Genomic DNA, 23,265 nt, shown 5'->3' with positions numbered 1-23,265 from the left:
AAGGACCACGAATGTCTGCTCCAATTTTCCCGTGGATGGGCGGCAAGCGCCGCATGGCAAAACACATCCTCCCCGAGTTTCCCGATCACGACTGCTACGTCGAGCCCTTTTGCGGCGGCGCGGCTCTGTTCTTCATGAAAGAGCCCAGCCGGGTAGAGGTGATCAACGACTTTGACGGCGATGTGGTGAATCTATATCGCGTCGTTGCGAATCACCTCGAGGAGTTCGTGCGCCAGTTCAAATGGGCCCTGGTCAGCCGCACCATGTTCGAATGGGCCAAAGAGCAGGCACCGCGGACTCTCACCGATATTCAGCGAGCGGCGCGATTCTTCTATCTGCAGAACCTGTGTTTTGGGGGCAAGGCGAAAGGCCGGACGTTCGGAACGGCCACCACTTCGGCACCGAGGCTGAACCTGCTGCGCATCGAAGAGAAATTGAGTGATGCCCATCTGCGCTTGGCCCGGACGACCGTCGAACACTTGGACTGGAAAGAGTGCATCAGACGCTACGATCGCGTTCACACGCTGTTCTACCTGGACCCACCCTATTGGGACACAGCGGGCTACGAGGTAGGAGGCTTCGGCTTTGAGCAGTTTGAAGCCATGGCCGATCTGGCCCGAACGATTCGCGGCAAGATGGTCATTTCGGTAGGTGACCATCCTCGCATCCGGGAGGTGTTCAGGGGGCTCAGGCTCAAAGAGGTGCCATTTAGGCATACAGTGGGAGGGAGTGGGGGGGTCGAAGTAACCGAGCTGGTTTACTTCAATTGGTAGCGCACACTCAAGGAATTGTAAGGGGGGAGTGGACAGTACTCGCCCCTTTTTACATTCAGTTTTATATATGAGCGCACGTGCCGAGCGAGCGCTAGTCTTCTATTCTAGTCAGTTCCGAGAGTCGTACATTTTAGATAAGCGCCACTCCGAGACGTACCTTTACAAGGGGAGGGAGCGCTGTCTTTCCCGTAAGACTTTCAATAACTTTCTCGGTCTTTGCATACTCTTTCTCTATGTCTAAAATTTCGCGGTCGAAAATAGGTTGCGATATCTTTCCTTGCCGCAAGAAGTCTGAGAGCTCGCTTTTCTGCAATTTCAAAGAATCAAGCGCGATACTGGCAATCTTCAACGTATGAAGCGTGGTATTTCGATACTCAACTAAAGCCTTGTCGTTTAGCTGGAGGAGATCTTCGGTATGTTGGCCGAACAGGGTCCTGGTGACCATAGTGCCAGTCGATGCATCAAATCTTAAATGCTGGCTCATAACGTGGTCGCATGGGTTCACCACGTACGGACCAAACGCTTCGTCAATTGGCCAATCGTCATTCTTTCGAGAGTTACAGAGTCCGCAGCAATAATATAAATTTGTATAGTCACAGACTAAATTCGCAAATTTTGGTATAACTTTGGGTCGGTAGTGATCAACCCCGAAATTTAAATTGGGAGCACTGCTATCGGGTTGGCGACAGTACACACAAGTTCTAGAAAACTCTTGCTGTAGCCAACGCTTGTAAGTTCGGTAAGTTCTAAATACCCTAGGTTTAAGAGTTCTTATATGTCTTGATTTGGGGTACTGAAAAATTGTAAAATTCAAACTGATAGTCCCAGTCGTTTCGCACGATCCTGTCTGGATAGCTCAACTGAATTAAGGGAGCTAATAGATGCTTCTAGAAAATTAACTTGCTCGCTCGTTACTCTGGGAGAGCGTTCTATGAGTCTTGAGTTGAGAATTTCAAGTCTTGCAATAATTTCGGCAGAAACATCGTTGTCTGCATACTTAATTGCGAGAAGCCGGATCCTGTTCTGCGCTATTCTTTTGATTTCCATCTCTTTTATCAGTCGCAGACTATCTTCGCCCGCCGAGGCGCGACTCGTCGACGCATTCGCAGCTCTTGGGATAATTGGCGTCGTATCCAAGCCTTCCTTGGGGTTTTTTACAGGTTTTTCTGTTGTATCAATCCCTGGCGCGACAAAATCGAGACCAGAAAAATTCGTGGTTACAAATTGTGTCGCTCCAATGTGGGAGTTATCTAGGCCAGGACGTCGGTCATCCCCAGCCTGAGACGAATAGAACACTGAAGGAGACGGCGCTGGAGTCACATCAACGTAAAAGTCCATGATTACATTATCCTTTCCGGTGCTTAACTTCTGAGGTTAGAAACTCTCGTGCCCTTTCGGTGATAGCCCAATCAAATAAATCAAAAGCTTGATGGTGCATAATATCTATAGCCGCTGCTGTATCAGACAATGGTACAGCAGCACGGAAGGTATCAATATCTATCATGTACTCCACTACTGGTGAATCATCGGGCTTGACTTGATTTAACTGGACGCCGTGTTGAAATAAGCAGCCGCCATCAGGCGCGAGCAACTGGAATCGACCACCGAAATCATTTATACCGGTGAACTTTTCTGAAGCAATAGGTGCGATCAGTGCAGGGTTGATCCAGTCGGTTACATCGTCGTGATCACTATGTAAAAGATTTATGTAGCGAAGTCCGACTCTGGTGAAGAAGGCGGAATCGATGAAATCTTTAGTTGCTTCAACTGCTTGAAGTATCCGCGCTCTGAGATTGTCAAAGCCTGTATAATTAGTTGTTTCAATTGTAAGAGCACTTTCTTTTAGCGATATGCTCCAGTTACCCTTGAGTGATTTCAAGATGTGAATATTACTGGAGCCGGCATGTGCAGAGCCAATACCGAGTTTAAACTCGTTATTCATATCAAGCAGAGGATAGTCCTTTCGCAGAGCTTTAACGAAAGATGCTGGCGGACGCTGCTCCCCTAGCTCCATTAATGTAGGAAAGCGCAATTCGCACACAGCCTGCTTCAAAAAGTTGCGGCTGAAGCGATTAACATTATCTGACCGTGTGTGGATTAATTCGTCAGCTTTCCAAGTGGCGCTCATGAGATTCTCATCGCTAGGTGCAAAAGGCGGCCATGATGTCATGGAATCCATCCAGTGTCAGCCGCCGCTAGGCAGCGCTTCTTAAGCCAAGCCCGGCCAATGTAGCCTGTTCATTCACCCTTCGGGTATCAGTACAGTCGGCTCCCTCACGAGTGTAGGTTGCAACTTCGGCTTCTATCAAGAATTTAGCTGTGCGGGACGCTACGGGCAGCCGAGAGTAATTCTGCGCGATTAGTCTGCCCGCTTAGCGATTAAGCGTTCCTGAACGATTTTGCTCGCCCAGCGGTTATAGCCGAGCATCCGTAAGGTGTGCAGAATGCTGTTTGTACATCCAGTATTGGCCGATGCTTATGCCCCCCGAACTCCCTCCTTTCAAGCCTGTGACCCAAGCCGAACTGCGCGGCATATGGGTGCAGCATCCCGAATGCCGCCGCCGCCTGTTGCTTGAGGTTGAGCGCTACCGCCGGGTGATCGCGAAGGTCGACCATCTTTATAAGATCACGCACAGAGCATGGCGCGAGGAGGTCGGTGGGGATCTGACCGCCCTGCATTTGATGCTGCAGCTGATGACTGAGGAGCGTCATCGGCTTCCCGACGTGGCGGCCACTACTAAGGAAGATTCACATGATTGACGATCACGTCAAAATTTCTCTGGATGAGCAGCTGAATATTCGAGCCGCCGGCACCTATCTCGTTAAGGTTGAAGGCGACAGCATGCAAGGCGTGGGGATCTTCAGCGGGGACATTCTGATCGTGGACAAGGGCATCGATCCGCGAGCGGGGCATGTGGTGATCGCCGTGGTGAATCGGGAGCCGCTGGTGAAATTGCTTTCCTTTGAAGTCAGTGGAAAGCCGATTCTCAGGTCAGCCAATCCGCGTTATCCAAACCGCTACATCATGGAAAACGACGAGTTCGAGGTCTGGGGGGGGGGTCACTCACAGTCTGCGGGACCATGCCCGAAACTGAAATGGTCGACGGTCAGATCAGCGCGGCAGAAAGCCCGCGCGGGTCATTAGGTCCTGGAGTTTGTCGACGGACTGTTTAACCAGAAACGCCCCGGCTTCGTCGACAGCGCTTGCCGAAAACTCCGCCCAGCCCTGGCGGTTGACGAATTGGGCCAGCGCAATAGCTTCAGCCTCTGTAAACGCAATCTCCCCGGAGACACCAGCCTCGGTTGCGATGGTCATCGTAGCGTCGCCGCTCTGTGTGGAATTGCTGCTCATGTCTGATCCCTATGTGATGGAGCCGGAACCCTAAAGCCCTTACCGCCCGCTTACCAAGGCGGTAAGGGCTTTTTATTTACTCCGGTTGGATAAGGTCCGGCTGAGCGAAAAGCCAGCACTTAACCGTGACTTTCCTGATCACACTGTCCACCGCCTTCAGGTCGATGAATCGCGGGTTTATGCTGCTTTTCAACGCTGTTGTAACACTGGGGCCAAGCACTATCGGTATGCCGTGCTTGGCGAATAGTTCAGCTAGGTGCGGCATGTTGAGAGCGATCAGACCGGGCTTTTTCGAGTGGTTGTAAGCCACGCCTTTCGCGTCGAGCTGCAGAAGCGCAGCCCAAAAGTCGGCAACGACATCAGCTTGGGGAGGCTCGACGCTGCCAAGCCCAGCCAGATCTGGCACCTCCAGCCCCATCGATCCAGACAAACGCGTTATCTCGTCTTCAAGCGCTTCACGCATGACCTTGTTACGGCTGCGCATCAGCTCTTTCATCAGGGCGAAGCGATGCTTGGACATGCTGATCTGCTGAGCAATCGTGACCGCACCGGGACGAGTGGCGACGCCTTTGCTCCAGTAGTTCCAAAGCACCTCGTCGCACTCTTCCTGGTACTGCACGATTTTGTCGCGCAGCTCGGGCGCCACCTTGTTGGGGCTGATGGAGTAGAGCCAGGCCGCGAGCTTGCGCAGTGGCAGACAGGTCATTCCGTACTGTTTTCCGTCAACGCCAGTTGTGGTGATTTCCGCCATAACTGAACCGAACTTCTCGCCCAGCTTGGCGTGTTGGCTTTTCCAGTCCAGCCCCATGTTGGCTACCACCGGCTTCATCGCCACGTAAGGTTCGCCGTCTTTACCTACCAGCACCACGGTATCGCCGTGGAATGCAACGGGCATCAATTGGGTATTCATCGTTGTGTCCCTTCAGTCTTTAGATGCGGCGTTGATTGCCGGTAGCGGAGCGAATGACGCGGTTCAGATCAGTGCAAATACCGTCGAGAAAGCCCGCCAGCATTTGCGGCTGATACAACCCGGGGTGATCGGCCTGCTGGGCAAGCGCATGCACCAGGGCAAGCGAGTCTCGGGCCCGTTGCAGATCGAACAGATCGTCCTCAGTGAGACCGTATGGCTTTCTCATTGGGCACCACCGTGCGTTTCGAGAACGCGCACCTGGAGCATGTGATGGTTGTAGCGCTTGAGGCGCGTGGACAGCGAGGAGTCAGCGTGCAGCGCGGCGAGAGCCATGCGGCGGTGGGCAAGTGCGCGGATTTTGGACGGAATAAGGGCGGTCATGGGTGTAGCTCCTATGCAGATGGGGAGCTGCCACGGCTCGTCGCCAAACGAGTAAGGGTGGCAGCTGTACGCAGGTTGGCGAACCGGGGCATAGGAACCCGGCAGACCCGAGAGTCTCCCGCGCACAGCCGCCATAACAAGAAACTGCGGGCGTAAAAAAAGCGCCTGCTGTCATGAATGGGGGCGCCTGTGCGCCTACGCTTACCGGGTCGCCAAACCCGTGTCGCTGAATTGGCAGCGACGGCCGTAATGTATTACTTGAGGGTGATACGTTGCAAGAACTATCCGCGTACACAAACCATGGCACGCCCGGCAGCAAGGGCTGCGCTCGCCCTCCAGTCAACCCAGGCCCACAGCCGATCCGAAGCGGCTGACGGCGCCGCTACGTTCAGTCCCTTTTTTTGCCTCATTTTGGTGCGTCCTCCGGCTCGGCAGGGCCGTCTTCACCTGGCGCGCGCCGTCGTCCCCCCGCCACGCCTGCGGGCTAAATAGGTCTAATTTTCTGCGCACCTGCAGACCTCTTCCCGCAGCCCGCGCTGGGCCTCTCCTGCGCGAAGTGGAGCTGCGAAAACCCTGCAGATCCCTGCACGCCCCCCTGTTTTCAAACGCCCTGGAGGCGCCGTCTCTGGGAGCTGTTTCTAGGTTCAGCCACGGGGAAAGGGTTAGTTTTTATTTGAGGCGCGGCGCGGGAGGTCAAACCCAATAACGACGGGGGGTAGACGCTTATTTTGCGAGGTTAGAATAGGGTTAGGTGAAATGGGGGGTAGTGGTTAGGTCGTTGATTTATAAGGATATTTTATTCATGGTTTCTAACAGTTAGAAAAGGTTAGTTCCTAACTTATCCTGTCTATAAAACTAACCCATATCGAAACTCTACAGCCCTTTAAATCCGTGGCTTCTAGAGGCGACAGGCAAAACCTGCCTTAACTAACCGGTTTCCCGTGGGTCAGCATAAAACCAACATGACGCAAAGGCGGGGCGTTTCAGCGCGTGTGCACAGACTCTTCTGCAAGTACGTGCAAATTCAGGGATTAACGCCTGCTGGCGCGATTGCTTCTAAATGAGCGCGCTCGTAGTGGAGCCGATTGGCAAGCCAGTGGCAGAGGTTCGCCATGCTTACAGCCTCCTCGAATGAGATGTCCCGCTCCTGAAGATGGGCGGCCTCATTGCGGATCATGCGAAGCTTCACGTAGGTAGAGAAAACCAACTCATCCATAAGCCCCGCCGCGTGAAGTTCATTCGCGACCGCGACTGGTTGTCGACCGAGAAACTGAATGCCAGCCTTGAGAGCGAGCTCCTCAGTTTCTTTTTCAACCTCCAGCCAAGCGCTTAGGACTGCCGATCGTGGATCAATGCGTGCCAACTCCAGTACTGGCCGTGTCGCGGTGGTAACGGGCGCCGGCGGCTCTGAAACATTGGCGGCCACTGCGGAAGCCACTTCATCGAGTTTGCCCGACAGATCGAAGTTGAAATCTTTGATTTTCAGCGAACGGATTCGCCCGAGAATGTCCACCAACGGGCTTTTAAGCATCATGACCAGGACGACAGCAGCCACCGGCCATGCGGAGGCCGTAACGATGGCAGCAATGAACTGTTTCCAATCCATGGGAAGGTTCTCGGATCGTCGGATGGGTAGGCCAAAACCTGCTTGTTACGTCGCTTGTTACGTATGGCATAAACAACAAGGGCCTGCATCGCTGCAAGCCCTTGATTTGTATGGTGCCGGCACCAGGAGTCGAACCCGGGACCTACTGATTACAAGTCAGTTGCTCTACCAACTGAGCTATACCGGCGTTGTGGGCGCTGATTATAGGGATTTGATCTGGCGAGTAAAGCCCTAATTTCAGTTTTTTCGCGGCCCTTATGCCGGAAGGTGATTACCGTTATTCACAATCCGCACAAACCGAAGGCGACGATCGGTCAGATTCAGGAACCATTCTCAATCCTTCGCAAGCTACTGTTTTAGCGCCAATTTTACGCTGACCAAAAAATGAACAAATGGTTACATCCCTCCCAAAGCAGGATTTCCGGGCGTTCGCTGGGATTTCATCAACAGACTTATCCACAGGCGCGCGCGTCAAAAAAAGCTCACGGCCGTTCTGCGAGAATGAGCAGATTCCGCGGAGTGACTTGGCGGTCGCAGAAGGTGCCGATGTGCACGTCGTACCCGCACTCAGTCAGATAAAGCGCGCGGTCGAGTATTAGCCACATCTCTAGCGGCCGACGGAAGAGGTTGCGCAGCAATTCGAGGTTGCGCACTTCGGTCAAACGCGCCCATCCCGCTGTTTCAAGGGCGTTCCAGTCCTGAGTGCCGGGGGAGGGGAGTTGCTTGAGTTCAGCCAGGTCGCGGCAGTAGTCGGCGAAGGGTTTGTCGAGCCAGGCGCTGGGCAGTGAGGGCGTTGGCAAATAGTCATCGACGCCGCGTAGCGCTCGCTGCAGCAGGTCGAAGGCGAGGCGTCGGGCCATGGAGATGTCGCGCTGGCGGCGCACGCGGGCGCCAGCAGTGACGGTTTCGCTGAGGGGCAGGCCGAGGTCGTCGATGGAGAGCGTAAGCGCGGAAGCTTTGCCCTGTTGGGAGATCGGCAGGTAGTGTTCGCCGGCGATGCGGTTGTAGCAGCAGGGTGCGATGGCCAGTTGTTGGCAGCGCGCGTCGCTGGCGAGGTGCATGAGGCGCACATGAAGGTCGCCGCAGGCGTGGAGGGCGACGGACGTGTGATGGGCTTCGAGGCGCGCGCCGGCATCGTCGGCCATGACGTCTTGATGCAGATGGTTTGCGGTGATGCCCAGTTTGTCGCTGAGTTGCCTTCCCGCCACCACCAGTTGCGCATCGTATTCAAGGCAGGTCAGGGCTTGGCCGCCATGGGCGAGGCGCCGACCCAGGTGGCCTTTGCCAGAGCACCAGTCCAGCCAGTGGGTTGGCTGTCGCTGAAAGCTCAAGCGGCTGGCGAAGGCTTCGATCTGCTGCCACTTGCGGCCGGGCACGTCGACGCTCATGCGCGATGACACAGGCTCCAGGCTGACGGGAGGCAGCGCGTCGATCTCGCTTAATGCCTTCGACTGTAAAGCTAGCTGAGCAAAGGGCTGAGGCGCACTGAGCTGTTCGGGATGGTTGTGCGCCGCTTCTGCCTCTTCAAGCGAGCGTTGTCGCAACCAGCGTGACTGCTCGGGGTGCTGGGACTCCCACGGCAGGTGGCGATGGGTGAAAGGTCGTGGGCGCCACAGGGCCTGATGCTCCAGGAGGAAGGCATCAAGCGCGGCGAATCGGGATTGGAGTTGCGCGGGTGTGCGTGGCATTGGGTTATGGCAGTTGAGCTGTGATGTGCAGCATACGGTGAATCAGTGCCTGAGCGCGTTTATCAGGCTCGGCAATCTTCGGCGGCTGAAATGCCGCTTTCGCGAGCAAGCTCGCTCCCACCTGGACCGTGTTCTCTGCGGGAGGGCGCGGCGGTCCTCAGCGCCCTTGGCTGGCGTCCACTCGCAGATAGCGCTCAAGCAGCTTGAAGCCTTGCACCAGCACGAACGACATCACCAGGTAGATCAACCCGGCGATGAGGAAGGTCTGCTCCGGCATGTAGGTCCGCGCGTTGATGGTGCGGGCCATGCCGGTGATGTCGAGCAGGGTCACGGTGCTCGCCAGTGCGCTGGCCTTGAGCATCAGAATGACTTCGTTGCTGTAGGCAGGGAGGCCGATGCGTGCGGCGCGGGGCAGGATGATGTACAGCAGCGCTTTGCCTTTGGACATGCCCAGTGCGCGGGCCGCTTCGATTTCACCGGGTGGCACGGCCTGAATGGCGCCGCGCAGGATCTCCGCGATGTAGGCGGTGGTGTGCAGCGTCATGGTCAGCGCCGCGCAGAAGAACGGGTCGCGCAAATAAGGCCACAGCGGCCCCTTGGTGACGGCGTCGAATTGCGCCAAGCCGTAATAGACCAGAAACAGCTGGACCAGCAGCGGTGTGCCACGAAAGAAGAAGATGTAGGCGTAGGGCAGCGCCCGGACATAGGCGTTGCGCGAAGCGCGGGCGATGCCCAGCGGAATGGCGAGAATGAGGCCGGCAATCACCGCGACGGCGACCAGCTCCAGCGTGACGGTGGCGCCGTGCAGCAGTTTCGGCAGCCATTTGAGGACGAATTCCCAGCTCATGACGCGCTCCTCGCAAAGCCCACCGACGCGCGTTTCTCCAGCCACGCCAGGCCGATCATCGACAGCGCGGTCATGCACAGGTACATCAGCGCCGCGACCATATAGAAGGTGAAAGGCTGCTTGGTGGACGTGACGGCGATCTGCGCGTGGCGCATGACTTCCTCAAGCCCGATGACCGAGACGAGCGCCGTGTCCTTCATCAGGATCATGAACAGGTTGCCGAGCCCCGGCAGCGCAATGCGCCACATCTGCGGCATCACCAGTTTGAAGAAGATGCGTGAGCGGGACATGCCCAGCGCCAAGCCGGCCTCGCGATGACCTTTCGGGATCGACAGCATGGCGCCGCGAAACACCTCGGTCGCGTAAGCGCCGAAGCACAGGCCCAGGGCAATGACGCCAGCCGCGAACGCACTCAGTGACAGGTTCGGAATATCGAACAGCTTGCCGATCGCCCGCATCGAGCTGGCCGTGCCGAAGTAGATCAGCAACACCCACAGCAATTCGGGGATGCCGCGCACCAGCGTGGAATAGGTGCCGCCGAGCCACTGCAAGGCACGATTCGGCGAAGTCTTCGCCAGCGCCCCGAGCAAGCCGAGCACCAGCCCCAGGCAGAGCGCCGACAGCGCAAGTTGGAGGGTCATCAGCATGCCGGCGGCCAGGGCCGGGCCGAATCCATAGAGATCGAAGTTCATGGCGTTGTTTGTCTAGAGGACAGACGCCGCCGTCTGCGCGGGCAAACGGCGGCGATGGTCAGGCAGGTCAGAGGATGCTGAACGGGAAGTACTTGTCGTTGATCTTCTTGTAGGTGCCGTCGGCGATGATTTCTTTCAAGGCTTCGCTCAGCTTGTCACGCAGCGGGTCGTCTTTGCGCACCGCGATGCCGATCTTGTCGTCAACCGGCAGGGCGTCACCTTTGAACTCGAAGCTCTGGCCTTCCTTGCCTTTCAGCCACTCGTAGCTCGCGTATTTGTCGCCGAGCAGTGCGTCGAGGCGGCCCGACGCCAAGTCGAGGAAGGCGTTTTCCTGGGAGTCGTACAGCTTGACGGTCACGTCGTCGCCCCAGTTGTCTTCCAGCCACGTCCCGGACAGGGTCGCGCGTTGGGCGCCGATGGTCTTGCCCTTCAACGTTTCCTTGATGGCGGCCAGGTCGCCGCTGAGGTTCGTGGTCTTAGGCGCGACAAATTGCAGCTTGTTGGAGTAGTACGGAATGGTGAAATCCACGGCCTGCTTGCGTTCTTCGGTGATCGACATCGACGAGATCAGGAAGTCGAACTTCTGCGCATTCAGGGCTGGAATGATGCCGTCCCAATCGGAGGTGACAGTTTCACAGGTCACTTTCATCTTGGCGCACAGGGCGTTGCCGATCTCCACGTCAAAGCCCACCACCTGACCGCTGGCGTCCTTGTTGTTGAACGGCGGATAGGCGCCCTCGATGCCCATTTTCAGGGTGTCGGCAGCAAAGGCGCTGGAGGCCATGGCCAGGGTGGCGGCAGCGGCCAACAGAATGTTTCTCAGGGTCTGCATCGATGTTGCTCCGTTAGCGATTGCTGGACATGAATTGTTTGCAGCGCGCCGACTGCGGGTCATCGAAGACCTGGTCTGGCGAACCTTGTTCTTCTATCAGCCCTTGGTGCAGGAAGATCACTTCGCTGGACACCTGCCGGGCGAAATTCATTTCGTGGGTCACCATCAGCATGGTCCGGCCTTCTTCGGCCAAGCCACGAATAACACTAAGCACTTCTTGCACCATCTCGGGATCGAGGGCAGACGTGGGCTCATCGAACAGAATGACCTTGGGCTGCATCGCCAGCGTGCGCGCAATCGCGGCACGTTGCTGCTGACCGCCCGACAACTGTGCCGGATACGCATGACGCTTGTCGGCGATCCCCACTTTGGCCAGCAATGCTTCGGCAACTTCGGTGGCCTCGGCCTTGCTCTGCCCCAGCACGCGGCGCGGAGCCTCGGTGATGTTATCGAGGACGGTCATGTGCGGCCAGAGATTGAAATTCTGAAAGACAAAGCCGATCTCGCTGCGCAGGCGGTTGATCTGACGGTTGTCGGCAGCGATCAGTTCACCTTTGCGGGTGGCTTTGAGCTTGAGCTCTTCGCCGGCCACGAGAATCTGCCCCTGATGCGGGTTCTCCAGCAGATTAATGCAGCGCAGCAGCGTCGACTTGCCTGAGCCAGAGGAACCCAGAATCGAGATCACGTCGCCATCGCGCGCACTCAGCGAGATGCCCTTGAGCACGTCGAGTTCGCCGTAGCGCTTGTGCAGATTGCGGATTTCCAGGGCGGGCGTGGCCTCGGCCATGTTCAGTCCTCGTGTATTCGGTGGGCTCATCGGGTTGTCGAGTGGACGCAACCTGGCGGCGGCAGCAGCGATGCTGCGCGAGGCCTTTTGAGGATGAGCTTGATGAGCGCCGGCGCAGAATGCCGTTGCGCAAAAAGGGCGCGATGGTGCCAGCTTTAACCGCCGTGGGGAAGGGTGTTCCGGCCATTGCGGGGATTGACGTCCGTTAATGTGCGCTTATTTGGTGCTATTTCATCTTGAGTGTGTATTTTCGGTGCGGCTAATCGTCACCCTCCTGTTGCTCCAGGTAACGTTTCCTACATGAATGGCGAATTGCTATTGCATTCATGGACTTGCGTAAATGGTCTGCAGCGGGCGTATCCCGCTGCGACGTCGTATCTGAAACATCCTGGCGTAATTCTTGCGTAAAAAATAAATAACAGAGCTGTTGTGTTCTCTTTACGAAGAGCCGCCACGCGTCCTGATCCGTACAGAAATCCTTCTAAGGTTGGTTCCATGAGCAGTACACCCAACGCTTCAAACCTTGAACAAAGGCTCAAACCGCGGCACATCACCATGCTGTCTATCGCGGGCGTCATCGGCGCTGGCCTCTTCGTCGGCTCCGGCCACGCGATTGCCGAAGCTGGGCCGGCTGTGCTTCTGGCCTACGGCGCCGCGGGTACGCTGGTGGTGCTGGTGATGCGCATGCTGGCGGAAATGGCCGTCGCTTCGCCGGACACCGGTTCTTTTTCGACCTACGCCGACCGCGCGATCGGGCACTGGGCCGGCTTCACCATCGGCTGGTTGTACTGGTGGTTCTGGGTGCTGGTCATCCCGCTGGAAGCCAACGCCGCCGCGACCATCCTGCATGCGTGGTTCCCGAACGTGGCGATCTGGGCGTTTACGTTGGTGATCACCCTGCTGCTCACCGCGACCAACCTCTTCAGCGTGAAGAACTACGGAGAGTTCGAGTTCTGGTTCGCGCTGATCAAAGTGCTCGCGATCATCGGCTTTGTGGTGCTCGGCATTGCGGCGGTGATGGGACTTCTGCCGAACAGCCAGGTCAGCGGCGTCAGTCATTTGTATGACACGCAGGGTTTCCTGCCTAACGGCATGGGGGCGGTGCTGGCGGCGATGCTGACCACCATGTTCTCGTTTATGGGGACGGAGATTGTCACCATCGCGGCGGCAGAATCGAAGAATCCCGGCCAGCAAATCACCAAGGCCACCAACTCGGTGATCTGGCGGATCTGCCTGTTCTATCTGCTTTCGATCTTCCTCGTCGTTTCGCTGGTGCCTTGGAACGACAGCCGTCTGGCTGAAGTGGGTTCGTACCAGACCGTGCTCGATCTGATGGGCATTCCAAACGCCAAGCTGATCGTCGACATCGTCGTGCTGGTCGCCGTGACCAGTTGCCTGAACTCGGCGCTGTACACGGCTTCACGCATGCTCTTTTCCCTCGGCAAACGTGGCGACGCCCCTGCTGTTTCCCAGCGTACCACCAAAGCCGGCACGCCTTACTGGGCGGTGCTCCTGTCGACCGGCGCTGCGTTTGCTGCCGTGTTCGCCAACTACGTCGCACCTGCGGCGGTGTTCGACTTCCTGCTCGCAAGCTCGGGCGCCATCGCACTGCTGGTGTATCTGGTCATCGCCGTGTCTCAGCTGCGTATGCGCCGCAAGCGTGAAGCAGAAGGCCAGGCCGTCGACTTCCGCATGTGGCTGTTCCCCGGCCTGACCTGGGCAGTGATCGTGTTCATCGTCGCCGTGCTGACCATCATGCTGTTCCAGGAAGGCCACCGCATGGAGATTATTGCCACCGGGCTGTTGAGCCTGATGGTCGTGGCTGCTGGCCTGATCGTGTCGAGCCGTCGCAAAGCGGGGAAGGCAGGCAAGGTTGTGCTGAATTGATGGAGCAGTGAGTCGGTTGTGACCAACCGCTGTCGAGAAGCCGCTGTCAGGGATGATGGCGGTTTTTTTTCGTCCCGATGATTGGGTCGCGGTGGGGGTCAGTGTCTCAGCGCATCCTGCCCAGCACCGATTTGCCGCGCACTTGATGCAGCACCACTGCGGCCAGATGCAGCGCCACCAACCCTGCCAATACCGCGCACAGGACGTGATGCAACTGATGCAGCTCCAGCAGCGCGATTTTTGAATGGATGAGCTGTGGCAGCGGCACCAGCGCCAGAAGCATGACCGGGTGGCTCATCATCAGCACCCCGGTAATCAACACGCCGGCTACTGCCCCGTAGATCGCTTTGTGCGCAGCGCTGGCCAGTCGCGCCTGGACGTTTTTAGCGGAGGGCCGCGCAGGGGCTTTCACCGCCAGCCACAAACGCCAGGCAAAGAACGGAATAAACAGGCTGGTCAGTTGGGGATTAAACGACTCGACCCATTGCCGAAACGGGTCGCTCTGGTCGAGCAATGCCACGCCGAAGCCGCTGAATGTCGCCCACAGGATGACGGCCGCGGACAGCCAATGCAGGAAAATTCGGGTTCGGGAGTAAGTGCTCGTTTCGCCTGACGTCGGTGCCGGCAAAGCGGTGTTTAGAGGTGTCAAAACGGCCAGCCTTTAGTTGAGAAGGAGTTGCATTCTCGTAATGGCGCAAAGCTACCGTTTTGACCGGGGTCATGTAAATCAAAAAACGTTTTAAGAACGCCCGCCTGCACCTTTCGCGTTCTTTTTCTGCAGGGTCACGGACGCTTCGTTGTAGGCAGTCTGGAAGGCGTCGCTGCCGATCCATTCAACGGCCGAGTCTTCATCTTCCTCGTGGAACAGCCCGCGATAGGTGATCAGCAGGCCCATCATGAAGTCGGTCGCCGGCTCTTCGTCTTCTTCGGCAATCACCAGCTCCAGCACCGGGTATTGCAGGAAGACCACGCACAGCGCCAGCAAGCTTACTGATTCGGCCTGCTTCATTGCTTCGAACAGGTCGTCGAAATCCGCAGGGTCGAAACCGTTTTCTTCGATGTCTTTGAAATCAAACGTGCTCAGGTCGATCTCGACGTCATCGAAAGGCTCGTTGACGAAGGCATGGTTGAGCACCGGGTGAATAACGCTCGGCCGGGCCTTGCCGGAACGGTTCTGCTTGGCTTTGGCCTTTGCACGCTGGGCGCGTTTTTGCTGTTTGTCGGGGGAGGCCATGACGGCGGTTCCTTGTGCGGTGCAGCCATTCGCATGGCCCAGGATCATCGGGCGCGTATTGTATTCAGTCTTACGCCGGTTCGTCGTGCTTGTTGCGGTCGATCCCCAGCATCTCCATCGTGGATTCCATCTCGATCTCGTCGAGAATCGCGCGGAAGGCCTCGTAGAAATCATCGTCGTGAATGCGCGCCCTGACGGTAGCCTCATCCAGTCCGTGGGCCCACATCAAGTAAGCGCCAAGCGTGTTCACCAGGACGTCGAGGTAGTCGTCGAAGTCGATGTCGTAGAAAGCGTGGGCGGCTATGGGACCTCTGGCGAAGGCATCAAGCAGATCGAGGAACCCTTGCTGCTCGGCAAGCTTGAGCACTTCGTAATGCGCGAGTCGCTGCTCCTGAGAAGGCTCCGGCGCAGGGGAGTGATACACCTCCGCTATCAACATTTCGTCCTCAGTGATCGACATCTCGTCGGAATCGCCTCTTATCACCGCCGCCATCGCCTCCCGCTCTTCTTCGTCCATGGTTTCAAGGATGTCGGGCTCTACGAAATTCTTCAGCAGGGTATCGTCGTCCAGCAGCGCTGCGTCGTCGTCCGAGAAGAAATCAGGCATGAAGTAATCCGGGACGATCGGGTTGGGAGTCTGCGGATGCTGGCGATCGACACGCTGCTCTTTGGCTTTGGTCTTGGCGCGCTTGGCTCGTTTTTGTTGCTTGCTGACAGATGCCATCACGAAGCTTCCTTGGTTAGCTCAAGCCTGCGATGTTAATAAATTGCGCCCAATAAAAAACCCCTGGATCTTTCGATGCAGGGGTTTTTCGGTATTTATGGTGCCCAGAGACGGGATCACAGGGGCGAGTCTGATGCGAGGCTACATTTTCAATTGCTCAAACTTCCCGGGCGCTGAAAATTTCCAGACCACCTTGAATGCCGCACCGCCCGAGATCAGCTCCGCCTGCCGAATGATGGCATGCCACCACCGGACAAGATTTTCAGCCTTACTCCAGTAGGTCGTTTGGCCCCATTGCCTCGCGAGGCAGAAAACCGGTAGCCCGCATTCTCTGAAGGCCTGCCGCTCGGCGTTTCCCTTGGAGAACTTGTCTTGTGACACCACGGCCCACCCGCCTTCGGCAGTGAGGTCGGTAATCCAGTGGATGTCACTTGTGTCCGCTGGAAACCTGTCCCTAAGTGGGACTACGACATGGCCTTCGCCTCTGCATAGCTCGTGCAAGGCTCTGGCAATGGACGGTGGAAGATTGTTATCGATCAGAAAATTCAAGCAGCGATCCTATGCTCAAAGGTCACCGCAGCGTCCACTGCTGCGGTCGGAATTTCGAAAATCACGGACACACGTTTTGCGTCTTGGCCTTCAGCCAGGTAAGCCTGATAAATCGACGCCGTATCGATACCAGCGGCGGAGAGCACCGGTTTTCCAAAGTTGCGGTTCGGGTCCAGCACGATTGCCCTGCTTCGCTTGACTGGATACCAACGCTGCGCCTTTCCCTCGCCCGTATAGTCAATGCCCTCATACAGCGCAGGGGCGATTACTTGCCTGAATGCATACTGACGTTTCGCCAGATCCAGGATCGCCTCGTCGCCAGTTTCATCAAAAACGGTAGCGAATATGCTCCTGCCGTCAGTCTGGAATCTTCTGCAGGTGAACGGATAGTGCTGGTCAAAAATTTCCTTGGCTTGCCTGGATGCTGCGCGAATAGCTTGAAGGCTCACGCCGTGCTTTCGGAAGGCATCAACAAATCTGATCTCAAGCAGGTCGTGGAAGCCAAGCAGCTTCTCGTCTCCGACATCCAGCTCAGGAAGCCACAAACCGGAGTGCTCCACACCATCCGCCTTATAGCCGAACAGCCATCTGCGAATGTCCTTGGCGGGTATGCCTGTGTAAAGGGCTGCTTCTGAGGGCGTGTACACGCCGACCCCAATGAGGCGGCTCGACGATTCGACAGTCTTCATGCACACCTCCCGTGTCCGTGGCTGCTCAAAAAAATGCATTCTGAGGTTGATCAGGGTCTCGTTCAACTGATCTTGGGCGGATGCTCAGGGCAAAATTGTAAAGAAGGTGGGGGCGCGGACGGGTGAAAGTTTGATGATCCCGTGCTGTGCCTGGAGTGGCGACGCTTAACAAATCCATTCGTAGCAGGCGTCTGTACGGCGGAGATCTCCGAGGGCACCCTAGTTATTCGCGCGCAATAAAAAACCCCTGAATCTTTCGATGCAGGGGTTTTCGGTATTTATGGTGCCCAGAGACGGAATCGAACCGCCGACACGGGGATTTTCAATCCCCTGCTCTACCGACTGAGCTATCTGGGCAACGGGGCGCATTAAACGTGTTTTTCAGGAGGTCGTCAAGCACGGTGTCGAAAAAAATCTGAATTATTTCCTCCGCTTACGACGAACACTGTCTGCGAAGGGTTATTCGGCAGGGGGAACATAGCCGTCGGCCTTGGCGTATTCCTCGCCGGACAGGTATTTGTCCATCTCGGTCTGCAGGAATTTGCGATCTTCGGCGTTCATCATGTTCAGACGACGCTCGTTGATCAGCAGGGTCTGGTGTTTCTGCCAGTCGCCCCAGGCTTTCTGCGAGACATGGTTGTAGATGTCTTCACCTTTGGCGCCCGGATACGGCGGACGGTCCAGGCCAGGCAATTCTTCTTTGTATTTGCGGCACATCACGGTGCGGGTCATGAGGACTCTCCTGCATTCAATACGTCGGCTGCGTTTTTCAGCAGTTTCTTCACCGGGGCGGCAAGGCCCAGGCGCGGCGGGGTGGCGAGGTTATACCAGAGCCAGTCGTCCTCGGCCACGTGATGGGCGGACGCGCGGACCCGGACCAGCCAGGGTTCGATGCTCAGCTGAAAGTGGCTGAACGTGTGGATCAGGCCCGGCAAGGCTTGATGCTCGCCCAGCTCAAGGGCGTGCTGGTTGGCCAGATGCTGCATGTCGTTGAAGTCGTCCAGTTCCGGCAAGCTCCACAGCCCGCCCCACAGCCCGGTCGAAGGGCGGCGATACAGCAGAATCGCGCCTTCGTCGTTGGCAAAGATCGGCATCAAGGTGCGCTTTTGCGGCACGACCTTGCGCGGTTTAGGAATTGGATAACGGGTTTCCTGGCCCAGCATGTGGGCTTCGCAGCCACGCTCGAGGGGGCAGAGGAGGCAGCTGGGTTTGGTCCGGGTGCAGAGCGTGGCACCCAGATCCATCATCGCCTGAGTGTAGTGATTGACCCGGCTGTGCGGCGTGTAGCGCTCGGCCGTGGTCCACATCTGCTTCGCCACTTTGGGCTCGCCGGGATAGCCTTCCTGGGCGGTGAAGCGGGCGAGTACGCGCTTGACGTTGCCATCAAGGATCGGCGCGCGCAGGCCCATGCTGATGCTGGCAATCGCTCCGGCCGTTGAGAGGCCGATACCCGGCAGCTCGACGAGCTTTTCCACGTCGCGGGGGAATTCTCCGCCGTGCTCGGCCACCACGATTTTCGCGGCCTTCTGCAGGTTGCGCGCGCGAGTGTAGTAACCCAGCCCGGTCCACAGATGCAGAACCTCATCTTCCGGCGCGTCGGCCAGAGCCTGCACGGTAGGCAGCGCTTCCATGAACGTGTCGAAATAGCCAAGCACCGTGCTGACCTGGGTTTGCTGCAGCATGATTTCCGACACCCACACGCGGTACGGGGTGATGTCGTGTTGCCAGGGTAGATCGTGACGGCCGTGGCGGTCGTACCAGTCGAGAACGGCGGAGGAGAACTGCTCGGGTTGCATCAAGGGTTCCGGTGATCAAAAGAAGTTGGGTTGCTATATCCGCAGCCAGACGCCGCGCTGTCGGCGGCCAGTCAAAATGAATGTGGGAGTGTGCGCACTCCCACCACGTAACTGCGCGGCGCCTGTTAGTCAGGCTTAACGCTTGAACAATCCCTTGATCGCGTCCTTAAGCTCGGGACTGACCTTGTCCCCCAGCTTTTCATCGATCTTGTCGCCAATCCGGTCGCCTGCCAGCTTTGCAGCGACCTTGCCCAGGCCGTCGTTATCCAGACGACAGGCCTTCGCGCCCATTTCCAGCGGGCCACGGCAGAGCACCGGCCATTCGATGCCGACAAAGCGCGGGTTCACTTCGCAGGCAGGGTCTGGCATATCGCTCTTGTCGCCTTCGATGATCACCCCGACGCGATAGTTCATGCCCATGACGCGCAGGTCGATGTCGCCATCGCCGTTGACGGTCAGGCCCGGGGTACGGACTTTCAGGTCCGGGTTGCTGGCCACGCCGTTGCGGAACACCAGATTGCCATTCAACTGCTGGAAGGGCGTGTCCTTGCCACGCGGCTCGCCACTCAAGCTCTTGCGGTTGAGCGTCGAGATGCCGCGGCAGAGCTGCTGCTCGAGGTTGGCGTTGACCAGCACGCCGTCGTTCAGCGCAAAACTGGCAGTACCGTTGAGGCTCTCGACCAGCGCCTTCTCGCTGTTGCCTTTGGCGGTCACATCGCTGGTGAGGTTGAGCAGGCCGCGCAGAGGCGGCGTGGTGCCCTGGCTCTGAATGAAGTGTTCCACCGGCACTTTGGCGATACGGGTCTGCACGCTGGCCAACGGCACCTCGGGACGCGCGTCGAGATTGCCCTTGACCTCGAAATAACCGTTGTACAGATCGCCGCGCAGGCTGTTGACGGTTATCACGCCATCGAGCGCCGAGGTTTTCAGCGCCGCATTCTGGATCGGCAGTTTCTCCAGGGTCAGTTTGCCGAAGCTCAGATCGGCGTCGACATCCAGTTTGCGCAGGCGCTCAAGCGGCAGCAGCTTCGCGTCGCTCCAGGCGCCTTGGGTCGGCTGATTCGGCAGAGGCGAGGTGCCTGAGGCCACCATGGCTTCGGCCTCGGCGCCCTGAACTTCGGCTCTGCGAGCGGCGCCCGCGCTCTTCGCCTGCTCGCCTTCTGGCTTGCGATAGCGGTCGGCGTCGAACGTGTCGGCCTTGAGTTGCAGGCGCAGGGATTGCTTGGCGAAGTCCTCCACGGCGATGTGGCCGCTGATGGTGCTGTCGTCGAGTTTCACCGTGAGGTCGTCCAGCGCCACGCTGTTCGGCGTCGCCGCGATGCGGGTGACCAGTTCCAGTTTGTTCAGGCTGCCGTCACCAAGAGTCGGCGCAGGCTGGCCGATGTTGTCGAGGAAGTCGCGCAGGTTGAACTGCGCAATCGAAATGCCCCCCGTGAGCTGCGGGGTCTTGTCCAGGTCACGCACATGCAGCTCGCCGATGGCGCGCAGCTGGTTGGCGGACAGCTTCAGGTTGGTCCATTCCGCGACGTTGGCGGACATGTCTGCCAGCAACTGGCCCTGGGCCGAGAACGTCAGCGTCTTGCCCTGAAGTGGATCGCCCGTCACATCACCCGAGAAACGCATGTCGTCGAGCTGATAACGCTTGAGGGCGCGATCAAAGCGCAGCTTGCCCGTCAGTTCGGTTTTGGTGCGCACGACGGGTTGATTGGTGCTGAGGAATGCGGTCAGTTTCAGCGGGATATCGGTCGCGTTGTGGATCGGGCCGGTGCTCAGCTGAATGCTCTCGGCGGTGAACTGCCGGGCCTTGGGAATATCGTTGAAATCGATCCGCGCGTTGTTCACGGTCAGGCTGTCGATGTCCAGCTTGAGCGGCTGCCACGGCTTGTCGGGCTTGGCCGACGCGGTATCAGTTGGCGCTTCCGGCGTGGCGGGGGGCTGGGCTGGATTGGCCGCGGTCGCGGGTACTTTGCCGATGTCTTCCCAGTTGCCGTGGCCGCTTTCATCGCGGGTCAGCGTCAGGTTCAGGCCCTCGACGCGCACGTCGCTCATCTGAACTTCTTTGCGCAGCAGCGGCAGCACGCGCACGGACAGCCCGAGCATCTGCAAGTCGGCGAAGGGTTTGGTCGGCTCGCTCAAGGTGGCAACGCTGGCGTCGTGCAGCTCCAGGCCAAGCCATGGAAACAGGCTCCAGCCGATGTCGCCATTGAGCGTCAGCTCGACATGGGCGCGATCGCGAACCAGTTTTCGAATCTCGTCTTTGTAGTCGTTGGGATCAAAAAAGTGGGTCAGGGCAAAGCCAAGAGCCACGATGATCAGCAACAGCCCGAGAAGGGTGAGCCCCAGGATTTTGCCGAACGCTTTCATGGGCGAGTCCTTGTGTCGAGTCGTTCAAAATTTAGCCCGCGAGTATAGCGTTCTCACGCAAGCACCGGGTTTTGGATCGCCATAGACGTTGCCGATCAAGTTGGCGGCGACCTGCACAGTGACAGACGGCACTAAAAAGGTAGTAGCAGAATGCTTTCTTTTAGGCCGCAAATGGTAATCTCGCGCCATTCGCCAGCCGTGCTGCGTCGAATTGTCACGTAAAGAGATGTCCTGCCGATAAACCACCGAGGCCTGCGTGCTTTAAGAGTGGTGGTGGGGCTATGTCGCTGTTCTTGCGGGATACAACTATAAATTGGGGGCAACAATAAGATGACTACGAGCACTGCTCTGGGCGGTACTGCCGCTCAGCCTGCGTTCTTGTCCAAAGAGCGCATTATCGCCAAGCGCGGTTTCAACCGTTGGCTGGTTCCGCCAGCTGCATTGGCAATCCACTTGTGTATCGGCATGGCCTATGGCTTCTCGGTGTTCTGGCTGCCGCTGTCCAAGGCAATCGGCATCAAGACCGCTGTCGCCTGCCCGGCTGACATGGGTTTCTTCGAGCAAGTCATTTCGTCCAGCTGTGATTGGCCGATTTCCATGCTCGGCTGGATCTATACCCTGTTCTTCATTTTCCTGGGTTGCTCCGCAGCGATCTGGGGCGGTTGGCTGGAACACGCAGGCCCGCGCAAGGCCGGTGTTGTATCGGCACTGTGCTGGTGTGGTGGTCTGCTGATCTCGGCGCTGGGCGTTTATACGCACCAGATCTGGCTGATGTGGATCGGCTCGGGCGTGATCGGCGGTATCGGTCTGGGCTTGGGTTATATCTCGCCGGTCTCGACGCTGATCAAGTGGTTCCCGGACAAGCGCGGCATGGCGACCGGCATGGCGATCATGGGGTTCGGCGGTGGCGCGATGGTTGGCGCTCCGCTGGCAACCGCACTGATGAGCCACTTCGCCACGCCTGACAGCGTCGGTGTCTGGCAGAGCTTCGCGGTGATGGCGGTGATTTACTTCGTCTTCATGATCGGCGGTGCACTGTCCTATCGCGTTCCGCCGACCGGCTGGAAACCTGAAGGCTGGACCGCTCCTGCGAAGAAAGCCAACAGCGCGATGATCACCAACCGTCACGTGCACGTCAGCGTTGCGTGGAAGACCCCGCAGTTCCGTCTGGTCTGGCTGGTGCTGTGCCTGAACGTTTCGGCAGGCATTGGCATCCTCGGCATGGCTTCGCCCCTGCTGCAGGAAGTGTTCGGCGGCAAACTGCTGGGCAACGATCAGCCTTTCGGGCAGTTGGATGCCTCGCAACTGGCGGCCATCGCGGCCATCGCAGCCGGCTTCACCGGTCTGCTGAGCCTGTTCAACATCGGCGGACGTTTCTTCTGGGCATCGTTCTCGGACTACATCGGCCGTAAAGCCACCTACTTCGTGTTCTTCGCGCTGGGCTTTTTGCTCTACGCATCGGTACCGACACTGGGTCACCTGGGCAGCGTTGCGCTGTTCGTGGCGGCGTTCTGCGTCGTGCTGTCGATGTACGGCGGTGGTTTCGCAACCGTTCCGGCGTACCTGGCCGACCTGTTCGGTACGCAAATGGTCGGCGCGATCCACGGTCGTCTGCTGACCGCCTGGGCTGCCGCTGGCGTGCTCGGTCCGGTTCTGGTGAACTACCTGCGTGAGTATCAGCTGAGCCACGGCGTTGCACGCGCCGATGCTTACGACATCACCCTGTACATCCTCGCGGGTCTGCTGGTATTGGGCTTCATCTGCAACCTGCTGGTGCGTCCGGTGGCCGACAAGTACTTCATGACTGACGAGCAATTGAAGGCTGAGCAAGCTTTCGGTCACGATGTCGGCGCCGATCACAGCACTTCGCTGGAATGGAAAGCCGATCCAAGCACCAAGCCACTGGCGATTCTGGCCTGGCTGGCAGTGGGCATTCCGTTGGCATGGGGCGTGTGGATCACTCTGCAGAAGACTGCGGTGTTGTTTCACTAAAAGCTGATCGAGGCAGCCTGAGATGTATCAGGCTGACCTGAAACCTGTGGGCGCGACCGGGGTGGCGATCCACCTTGCTCGCGAAGACGGCCTTATAGTCGACAGAGATGTCGAATGCCAGGGCCTATTCGCGAGCAAGCTCGCTCCCACATTTTTTTTGCC

General features: G+C 57.8%; 26 protein-coding genes and 2 tRNA genes. 5 read left to right on the top strand and 23 right to left on the bottom strand.

What is annotated here, in order from left to right; genetic code table 11:
- The first annotated feature begins 11 nt into the window (after positions 1-11).
- Entirely contained in the window at positions 12-773 is a 762-nt protein-coding gene (locus SLW74_RS04005) for a DNA adenine methylase (protein WP_410928192.1), read from the top strand.
- A 130-nt stretch (positions 774-903) separates the two neighbouring features.
- On the opposite strand, the gene SLW74_RS04000 is transcribed toward SLW74_RS04005, so the two are convergent.
- From SLW74_RS04000 to SLW74_RS03990, 3 genes are all read right to left on the bottom strand, one after another.
- Positions 904-1,257 (bottom strand): hypothetical protein, encoded by a 354-nt coding sequence (locus SLW74_RS04000; RefSeq protein WP_410928191.1) that lies wholly within the window; start codon positions 1,255-1,257, stop codon positions 904-906.
- A gap of 326 nt (positions 1,258-1,583) precedes the next feature.
- A complete protein-coding gene (locus SLW74_RS03995; RefSeq protein ID WP_410928190.1) occupies positions 1,584-2,111 on the bottom strand; it encodes a hypothetical protein in 528 nt (175 codons plus the stop codon).
- Positions 2,112-2,118: 7 nt separating this feature from the next.
- Positions 2,119-2,901: a TIGR04255 family protein gene (locus SLW74_RS03990; RefSeq protein WP_410928189.1), complete on the bottom strand. Its 783-nt coding sequence runs from the start codon at positions 2,899-2,901 to the stop codon at positions 2,119-2,121.
- A gap of 350 nt (positions 2,902-3,251) precedes the next feature.
- On the opposite strand from SLW74_RS03990, the gene SLW74_RS03985 reads away from it, so the two are divergent.
- A complete protein-coding gene (locus SLW74_RS03985; RefSeq protein ID WP_410928188.1) occupies positions 3,252-3,533 on the top strand; it encodes a hypothetical protein in 282 nt (93 codons plus the stop codon).
- A complete protein-coding gene (locus SLW74_RS03980; RefSeq protein WP_410928187.1) occupies positions 3,526-3,918 on the top strand; it encodes a LexA family protein in 393 nt (130 codons plus the stop codon). The genes SLW74_RS03985 and SLW74_RS03980 overlap by 8 nt, the downstream gene beginning before the upstream one ends.
- Here the strand turns inward: SLW74_RS03980 and SLW74_RS03975 are convergent.
- From SLW74_RS03975 to SLW74_RS03925, 11 genes are all read right to left on the bottom strand, one after another.
- Complete coding sequence (locus tag SLW74_RS03975; RefSeq protein ID WP_410928186.1) at positions 3,886-4,125, bottom strand: hypothetical protein; 240 nt, start codon at positions 4,123-4,125, stop codon at positions 3,886-3,888. The two genes, SLW74_RS03980 and SLW74_RS03975, sit on opposite strands and share 33 nt — an antisense overlap.
- Positions 4,126-4,201: 76 nt before the next feature.
- Positions 4,202-5,035 (bottom strand): phage antirepressor N-terminal domain-containing protein, encoded by an 834-nt coding sequence (locus SLW74_RS03970; protein WP_410928185.1) that lies wholly within the window; start codon positions 5,033-5,035, stop codon positions 4,202-4,204.
- A 19-nt stretch (positions 5,036-5,054) separates the two neighbouring features.
- Positions 5,055-5,261 carry a hypothetical protein gene (locus SLW74_RS03965; RefSeq protein WP_410928184.1) on the bottom strand — a complete coding sequence of 69 codons (207 nt, stop codon included), beginning with the start codon at positions 5,259-5,261 and terminating at the stop codon, positions 5,055-5,057.
- Complete coding sequence (locus tag SLW74_RS03960; RefSeq protein ID WP_162835411.1) at positions 5,258-5,416, bottom strand: hypothetical protein; 159 nt, start codon at positions 5,414-5,416, stop codon at positions 5,258-5,260. Before SLW74_RS03960 ends, SLW74_RS03965 begins: the two co-directional genes overlap by 4 nt.
- A 1,024-nt stretch (positions 5,417-6,440) precedes the next feature.
- The gene (locus SLW74_RS03955; protein WP_410928183.1) at positions 6,441-7,022 is read right to left on the bottom strand and encodes a hypothetical protein; all 582 of its coding nucleotides are present in this window, start codon (positions 7,020-7,022) and stop codon (positions 6,441-6,443) included.
- Between the two features lie 111 nt (positions 7,023-7,133).
- Positions 7,134-7,209 (bottom strand) — tRNA-Thr (locus tag SLW74_RS03950).
- Between the two features lie 295 nt (positions 7,210-7,504).
- Positions 7,505-8,710 carry a methyltransferase gene (locus SLW74_RS03945; protein WP_410928182.1) on the bottom strand — a complete coding sequence of 402 codons (1,206 nt, stop codon included), beginning with the start codon at positions 8,708-8,710 and terminating at the stop codon, positions 7,505-7,507.
- Positions 8,711-8,867: 157 nt separating this feature from the next.
- On the bottom strand, positions 8,868-9,557 hold the full coding sequence (locus tag SLW74_RS03940; RefSeq protein WP_122622908.1) for an ABC transporter permease: 690 nt from the start codon (positions 9,555-9,557) through the stop codon (positions 8,868-8,870).
- Positions 9,554-10,249: an ABC transporter permease gene (locus tag SLW74_RS03935; protein WP_410928181.1), complete on the bottom strand. Its 696-nt coding sequence runs from the start codon at positions 10,247-10,249 to the stop codon at positions 9,554-9,556. Before SLW74_RS03935 ends, SLW74_RS03940 begins: the two co-directional genes overlap by 4 nt.
- A 67-nt stretch (positions 10,250-10,316) precedes the next feature.
- Positions 10,317-11,081 (bottom strand): ABC transporter substrate-binding protein, encoded by a 765-nt coding sequence (locus SLW74_RS03930; RefSeq protein ID WP_065987399.1) that lies wholly within the window; start codon positions 11,079-11,081, stop codon positions 10,317-10,319.
- Between the two features lie 13 nt (positions 11,082-11,094).
- Positions 11,095-11,868 carry an ABC transporter ATP-binding protein gene (locus SLW74_RS03925; RefSeq protein ID WP_296316150.1) on the bottom strand — a complete coding sequence of 258 codons (774 nt, stop codon included), beginning with the start codon at positions 11,866-11,868 and terminating at the stop codon, positions 11,095-11,097.
- Positions 11,869-12,363: 495 nt separating this feature from the next.
- On the opposite strand from SLW74_RS03925, the gene gabP reads away from it, so the two are divergent.
- Positions 12,364-13,755, top strand: coding sequence for a GABA permease (gene gabP, locus SLW74_RS03920; RefSeq protein WP_410928180.1), 1,392 nt, complete (start codon positions 12,364-12,366; stop codon positions 13,753-13,755).
- Positions 13,756-13,861: 106 nt separating this feature from the next.
- Here the strand turns inward: gabP and SLW74_RS03915 are convergent, their stop codons facing one another.
- The 9 genes from SLW74_RS03915 to SLW74_RS03875 all read right to left on the bottom strand — a co-directional run bounded on the left by SLW74_RS03915 (position 13,862) and on the right by SLW74_RS03875 (position 21,111).
- Positions 13,862-14,404: a cytochrome b gene (locus SLW74_RS03915; protein ID WP_410928179.1), complete on the bottom strand. Its 543-nt coding sequence runs from the start codon at positions 14,402-14,404 to the stop codon at positions 13,862-13,864.
- 90 nt (positions 14,405-14,494) lie between these two features.
- Complete coding sequence (locus SLW74_RS03910) at positions 14,495-14,989, bottom strand: hypothetical protein (RefSeq protein WP_410928178.1); 495 nt, start codon at positions 14,987-14,989, stop codon at positions 14,495-14,497.
- A gap of 70 nt (positions 14,990-15,059) precedes the next feature.
- On the bottom strand, positions 15,060-15,713 hold the full coding sequence (locus SLW74_RS03905; RefSeq protein WP_410928177.1) for a hypothetical protein: 654 nt from the start codon (positions 15,711-15,713) through the stop codon (positions 15,060-15,062).
- Positions 15,714-15,854: 141 nt separating this feature from the next.
- Entirely contained in the window at positions 15,855-16,262 is a 408-nt protein-coding gene (locus tag SLW74_RS03900; RefSeq protein ID WP_296306432.1) for a hypothetical protein, read from the bottom strand.
- Positions 16,259-16,846 (bottom strand): DUF433 domain-containing protein, encoded by a 588-nt coding sequence (locus SLW74_RS03895; protein WP_369318359.1) that lies wholly within the window; start codon positions 16,844-16,846, stop codon positions 16,259-16,261. Before SLW74_RS03895 ends, SLW74_RS03900 begins: the two co-directional genes overlap by 4 nt.
- Positions 16,847-17,232: 386 nt before the next feature.
- A tRNA-Phe gene (locus SLW74_RS03890) sits at positions 17,233-17,308 on the bottom strand.
- 102 nt (positions 17,309-17,410) lie between these two features.
- On the bottom strand, positions 17,411-17,683 hold the full coding sequence (locus SLW74_RS03885; RefSeq protein ID WP_192130801.1) for an oxidative damage protection protein: 273 nt from the start codon (positions 17,681-17,683) through the stop codon (positions 17,411-17,413).
- The gene (gene mutY, locus SLW74_RS03880) at positions 17,680-18,747 is read right to left on the bottom strand and encodes an A/G-specific adenine glycosylase (RefSeq protein WP_410928176.1); all 1,068 of its coding nucleotides are present in this window, start codon (positions 18,745-18,747) and stop codon (positions 17,680-17,682) included. Before mutY ends, SLW74_RS03885 begins: the two co-directional genes overlap by 4 nt.
- A gap of 135 nt (positions 18,748-18,882) precedes the next feature.
- The gene (locus SLW74_RS03875; RefSeq protein WP_410928175.1) at positions 18,883-21,111 is read right to left on the bottom strand and encodes an AsmA family protein; all 2,229 of its coding nucleotides are present in this window, start codon (positions 21,109-21,111) and stop codon (positions 18,883-18,885) included.
- A gap of 330 nt (positions 21,112-21,441) precedes the next feature.
- Here SLW74_RS03875 and SLW74_RS03870 point away from each other — a divergent pair, with 330 nt between their 5' ends.
- The gene (locus tag SLW74_RS03870) at positions 21,442-23,103 is read left to right on the top strand and encodes an OFA family MFS transporter (RefSeq protein ID WP_065987389.1); all 1,662 of its coding nucleotides are present in this window, start codon (positions 21,442-21,444) and stop codon (positions 23,101-23,103) included.
- Positions 23,104-23,265 lie beyond the last annotated feature (162 nt).

It is taken from the genome of Pseudomonas sp. W5-36 (genome assembly GCF_046540455.1).
In the GTDB taxonomy this organism is placed as follows: Bacteria; Pseudomonadota; Gammaproteobacteria; order Pseudomonadales; family Pseudomonadaceae; genus Aquipseudomonas; species Aquipseudomonas graminis_B.
Note: the sequence above shows the minus strand (reverse complement) of the source record. Positions and strands in the feature narration are given on the sequence as shown.

What these genes read in the sequence shown, in the direction of transcription:
- SLW74_RS04005 (WP_410928192.1), top strand. Translation starts at nt 12, where the DNA reads ATGTCTGCTCCAATTTTCCCGTGGATGGGCGGCAAGCGCCGCATGGCA.
- SLW74_RS04000 (WP_410928191.1), bottom strand. Translation starts at nt 1,257, where the DNA reads ATGAGCCAGCATTTAAGATTTGATGCATCGACTGGCACTATGGTCACC.
- SLW74_RS03995 (WP_410928190.1), bottom strand. Translation starts at nt 2,111, where the DNA reads ATGGACTTTTACGTTGATGTGACTCCAGCGCCGTCTCCTTCAGTGTTC.
- SLW74_RS03990 (WP_410928189.1), bottom strand. Translation starts at nt 2,901, where the DNA reads ATGAGCGCCACTTGGAAAGCTGACGAATTAATCCACACACGGTCAGAT.
- SLW74_RS03985 (WP_410928188.1), top strand. Translation starts at nt 3,252, where the DNA reads ATGCCCCCCGAACTCCCTCCTTTCAAGCCTGTGACCCAAGCCGAACTG.
- SLW74_RS03980 (WP_410928187.1), top strand. Translation starts at nt 3,526, where the DNA reads ATGATTGACGATCACGTCAAAATTTCTCTGGATGAGCAGCTGAATATT.
- SLW74_RS03975 (WP_410928186.1), bottom strand. Translation starts at nt 4,125, where the DNA reads ATGAGCAGCAATTCCACACAGAGCGGCGACGCTACGATGACCATCGCA.
- SLW74_RS03970 (WP_410928185.1), bottom strand. Translation starts at nt 5,035, where the DNA reads ATGAATACCCAATTGATGCCCGTTGCATTCCACGGCGATACCGTGGTG.
- SLW74_RS03965 (WP_410928184.1), bottom strand. Translation starts at nt 5,261, where the DNA reads ATGAGAAAGCCATACGGTCTCACTGAGGACGATCTGTTCGATCTGCAA.
- SLW74_RS03960 (WP_162835411.1), bottom strand. Translation starts at nt 5,416, where the DNA reads ATGACCGCCCTTATTCCGTCCAAAATCCGCGCACTTGCCCACCGCCGC.
- SLW74_RS03955 (WP_410928183.1), bottom strand. Translation starts at nt 7,022, where the DNA reads ATGGATTGGAAACAGTTCATTGCTGCCATCGTTACGGCCTCCGCATGG.
- SLW74_RS03945 (WP_410928182.1), bottom strand. Translation starts at nt 8,710, where the DNA reads ATGCCACGCACACCCGCGCAACTCCAATCCCGATTCGCCGCGCTTGAT.
- SLW74_RS03940 (WP_122622908.1), bottom strand. Translation starts at nt 9,557, where the DNA reads ATGAGCTGGGAATTCGTCCTCAAATGGCTGCCGAAACTGCTGCACGGC.
- SLW74_RS03935 (WP_410928181.1), bottom strand. Translation starts at nt 10,249, where the DNA reads ATGAACTTCGATCTCTATGGATTCGGCCCGGCCCTGGCCGCCGGCATG.
- SLW74_RS03930 (WP_065987399.1), bottom strand. Translation starts at nt 11,081, where the DNA reads ATGCAGACCCTGAGAAACATTCTGTTGGCCGCTGCCGCCACCCTGGCC.
- SLW74_RS03925 (WP_296316150.1), bottom strand. Translation starts at nt 11,868, where the DNA reads ATGGCCGAGGCCACGCCCGCCCTGGAAATCCGCAATCTGCACAAGCGC.
- gabP (WP_410928180.1), top strand. Translation starts at nt 12,364, where the DNA reads ATGAGCAGTACACCCAACGCTTCAAACCTTGAACAAAGGCTCAAACCG.
- SLW74_RS03910 (WP_410928178.1), bottom strand. Translation starts at nt 14,989, where the DNA reads ATGGCCTCCCCCGACAAACAGCAAAAACGCGCCCAGCGTGCAAAGGCC.
- SLW74_RS03905 (WP_410928177.1), bottom strand. Translation starts at nt 15,713, where the DNA reads ATGGCATCTGTCAGCAAGCAACAAAAACGAGCCAAGCGCGCCAAGACC.
- SLW74_RS03885 (WP_192130801.1), bottom strand. Translation starts at nt 17,683, where the DNA reads ATGACCCGCACCGTGATGTGCCGCAAATACAAAGAAGAATTGCCTGGC.
- mutY (WP_410928176.1), bottom strand. Translation starts at nt 18,747, where the DNA reads ATGCAACCCGAGCAGTTCTCCTCCGCCGTTCTCGACTGGTACGACCGC.
- SLW74_RS03875 (WP_410928175.1), bottom strand. Translation starts at nt 21,111, where the DNA reads ATGAAAGCGTTCGGCAAAATCCTGGGGCTCACCCTTCTCGGGCTGTTG.
- SLW74_RS03870 (WP_065987389.1), top strand. Translation starts at nt 21,442, where the DNA reads ATGACTACGAGCACTGCTCTGGGCGGTACTGCCGCTCAGCCTGCGTTC.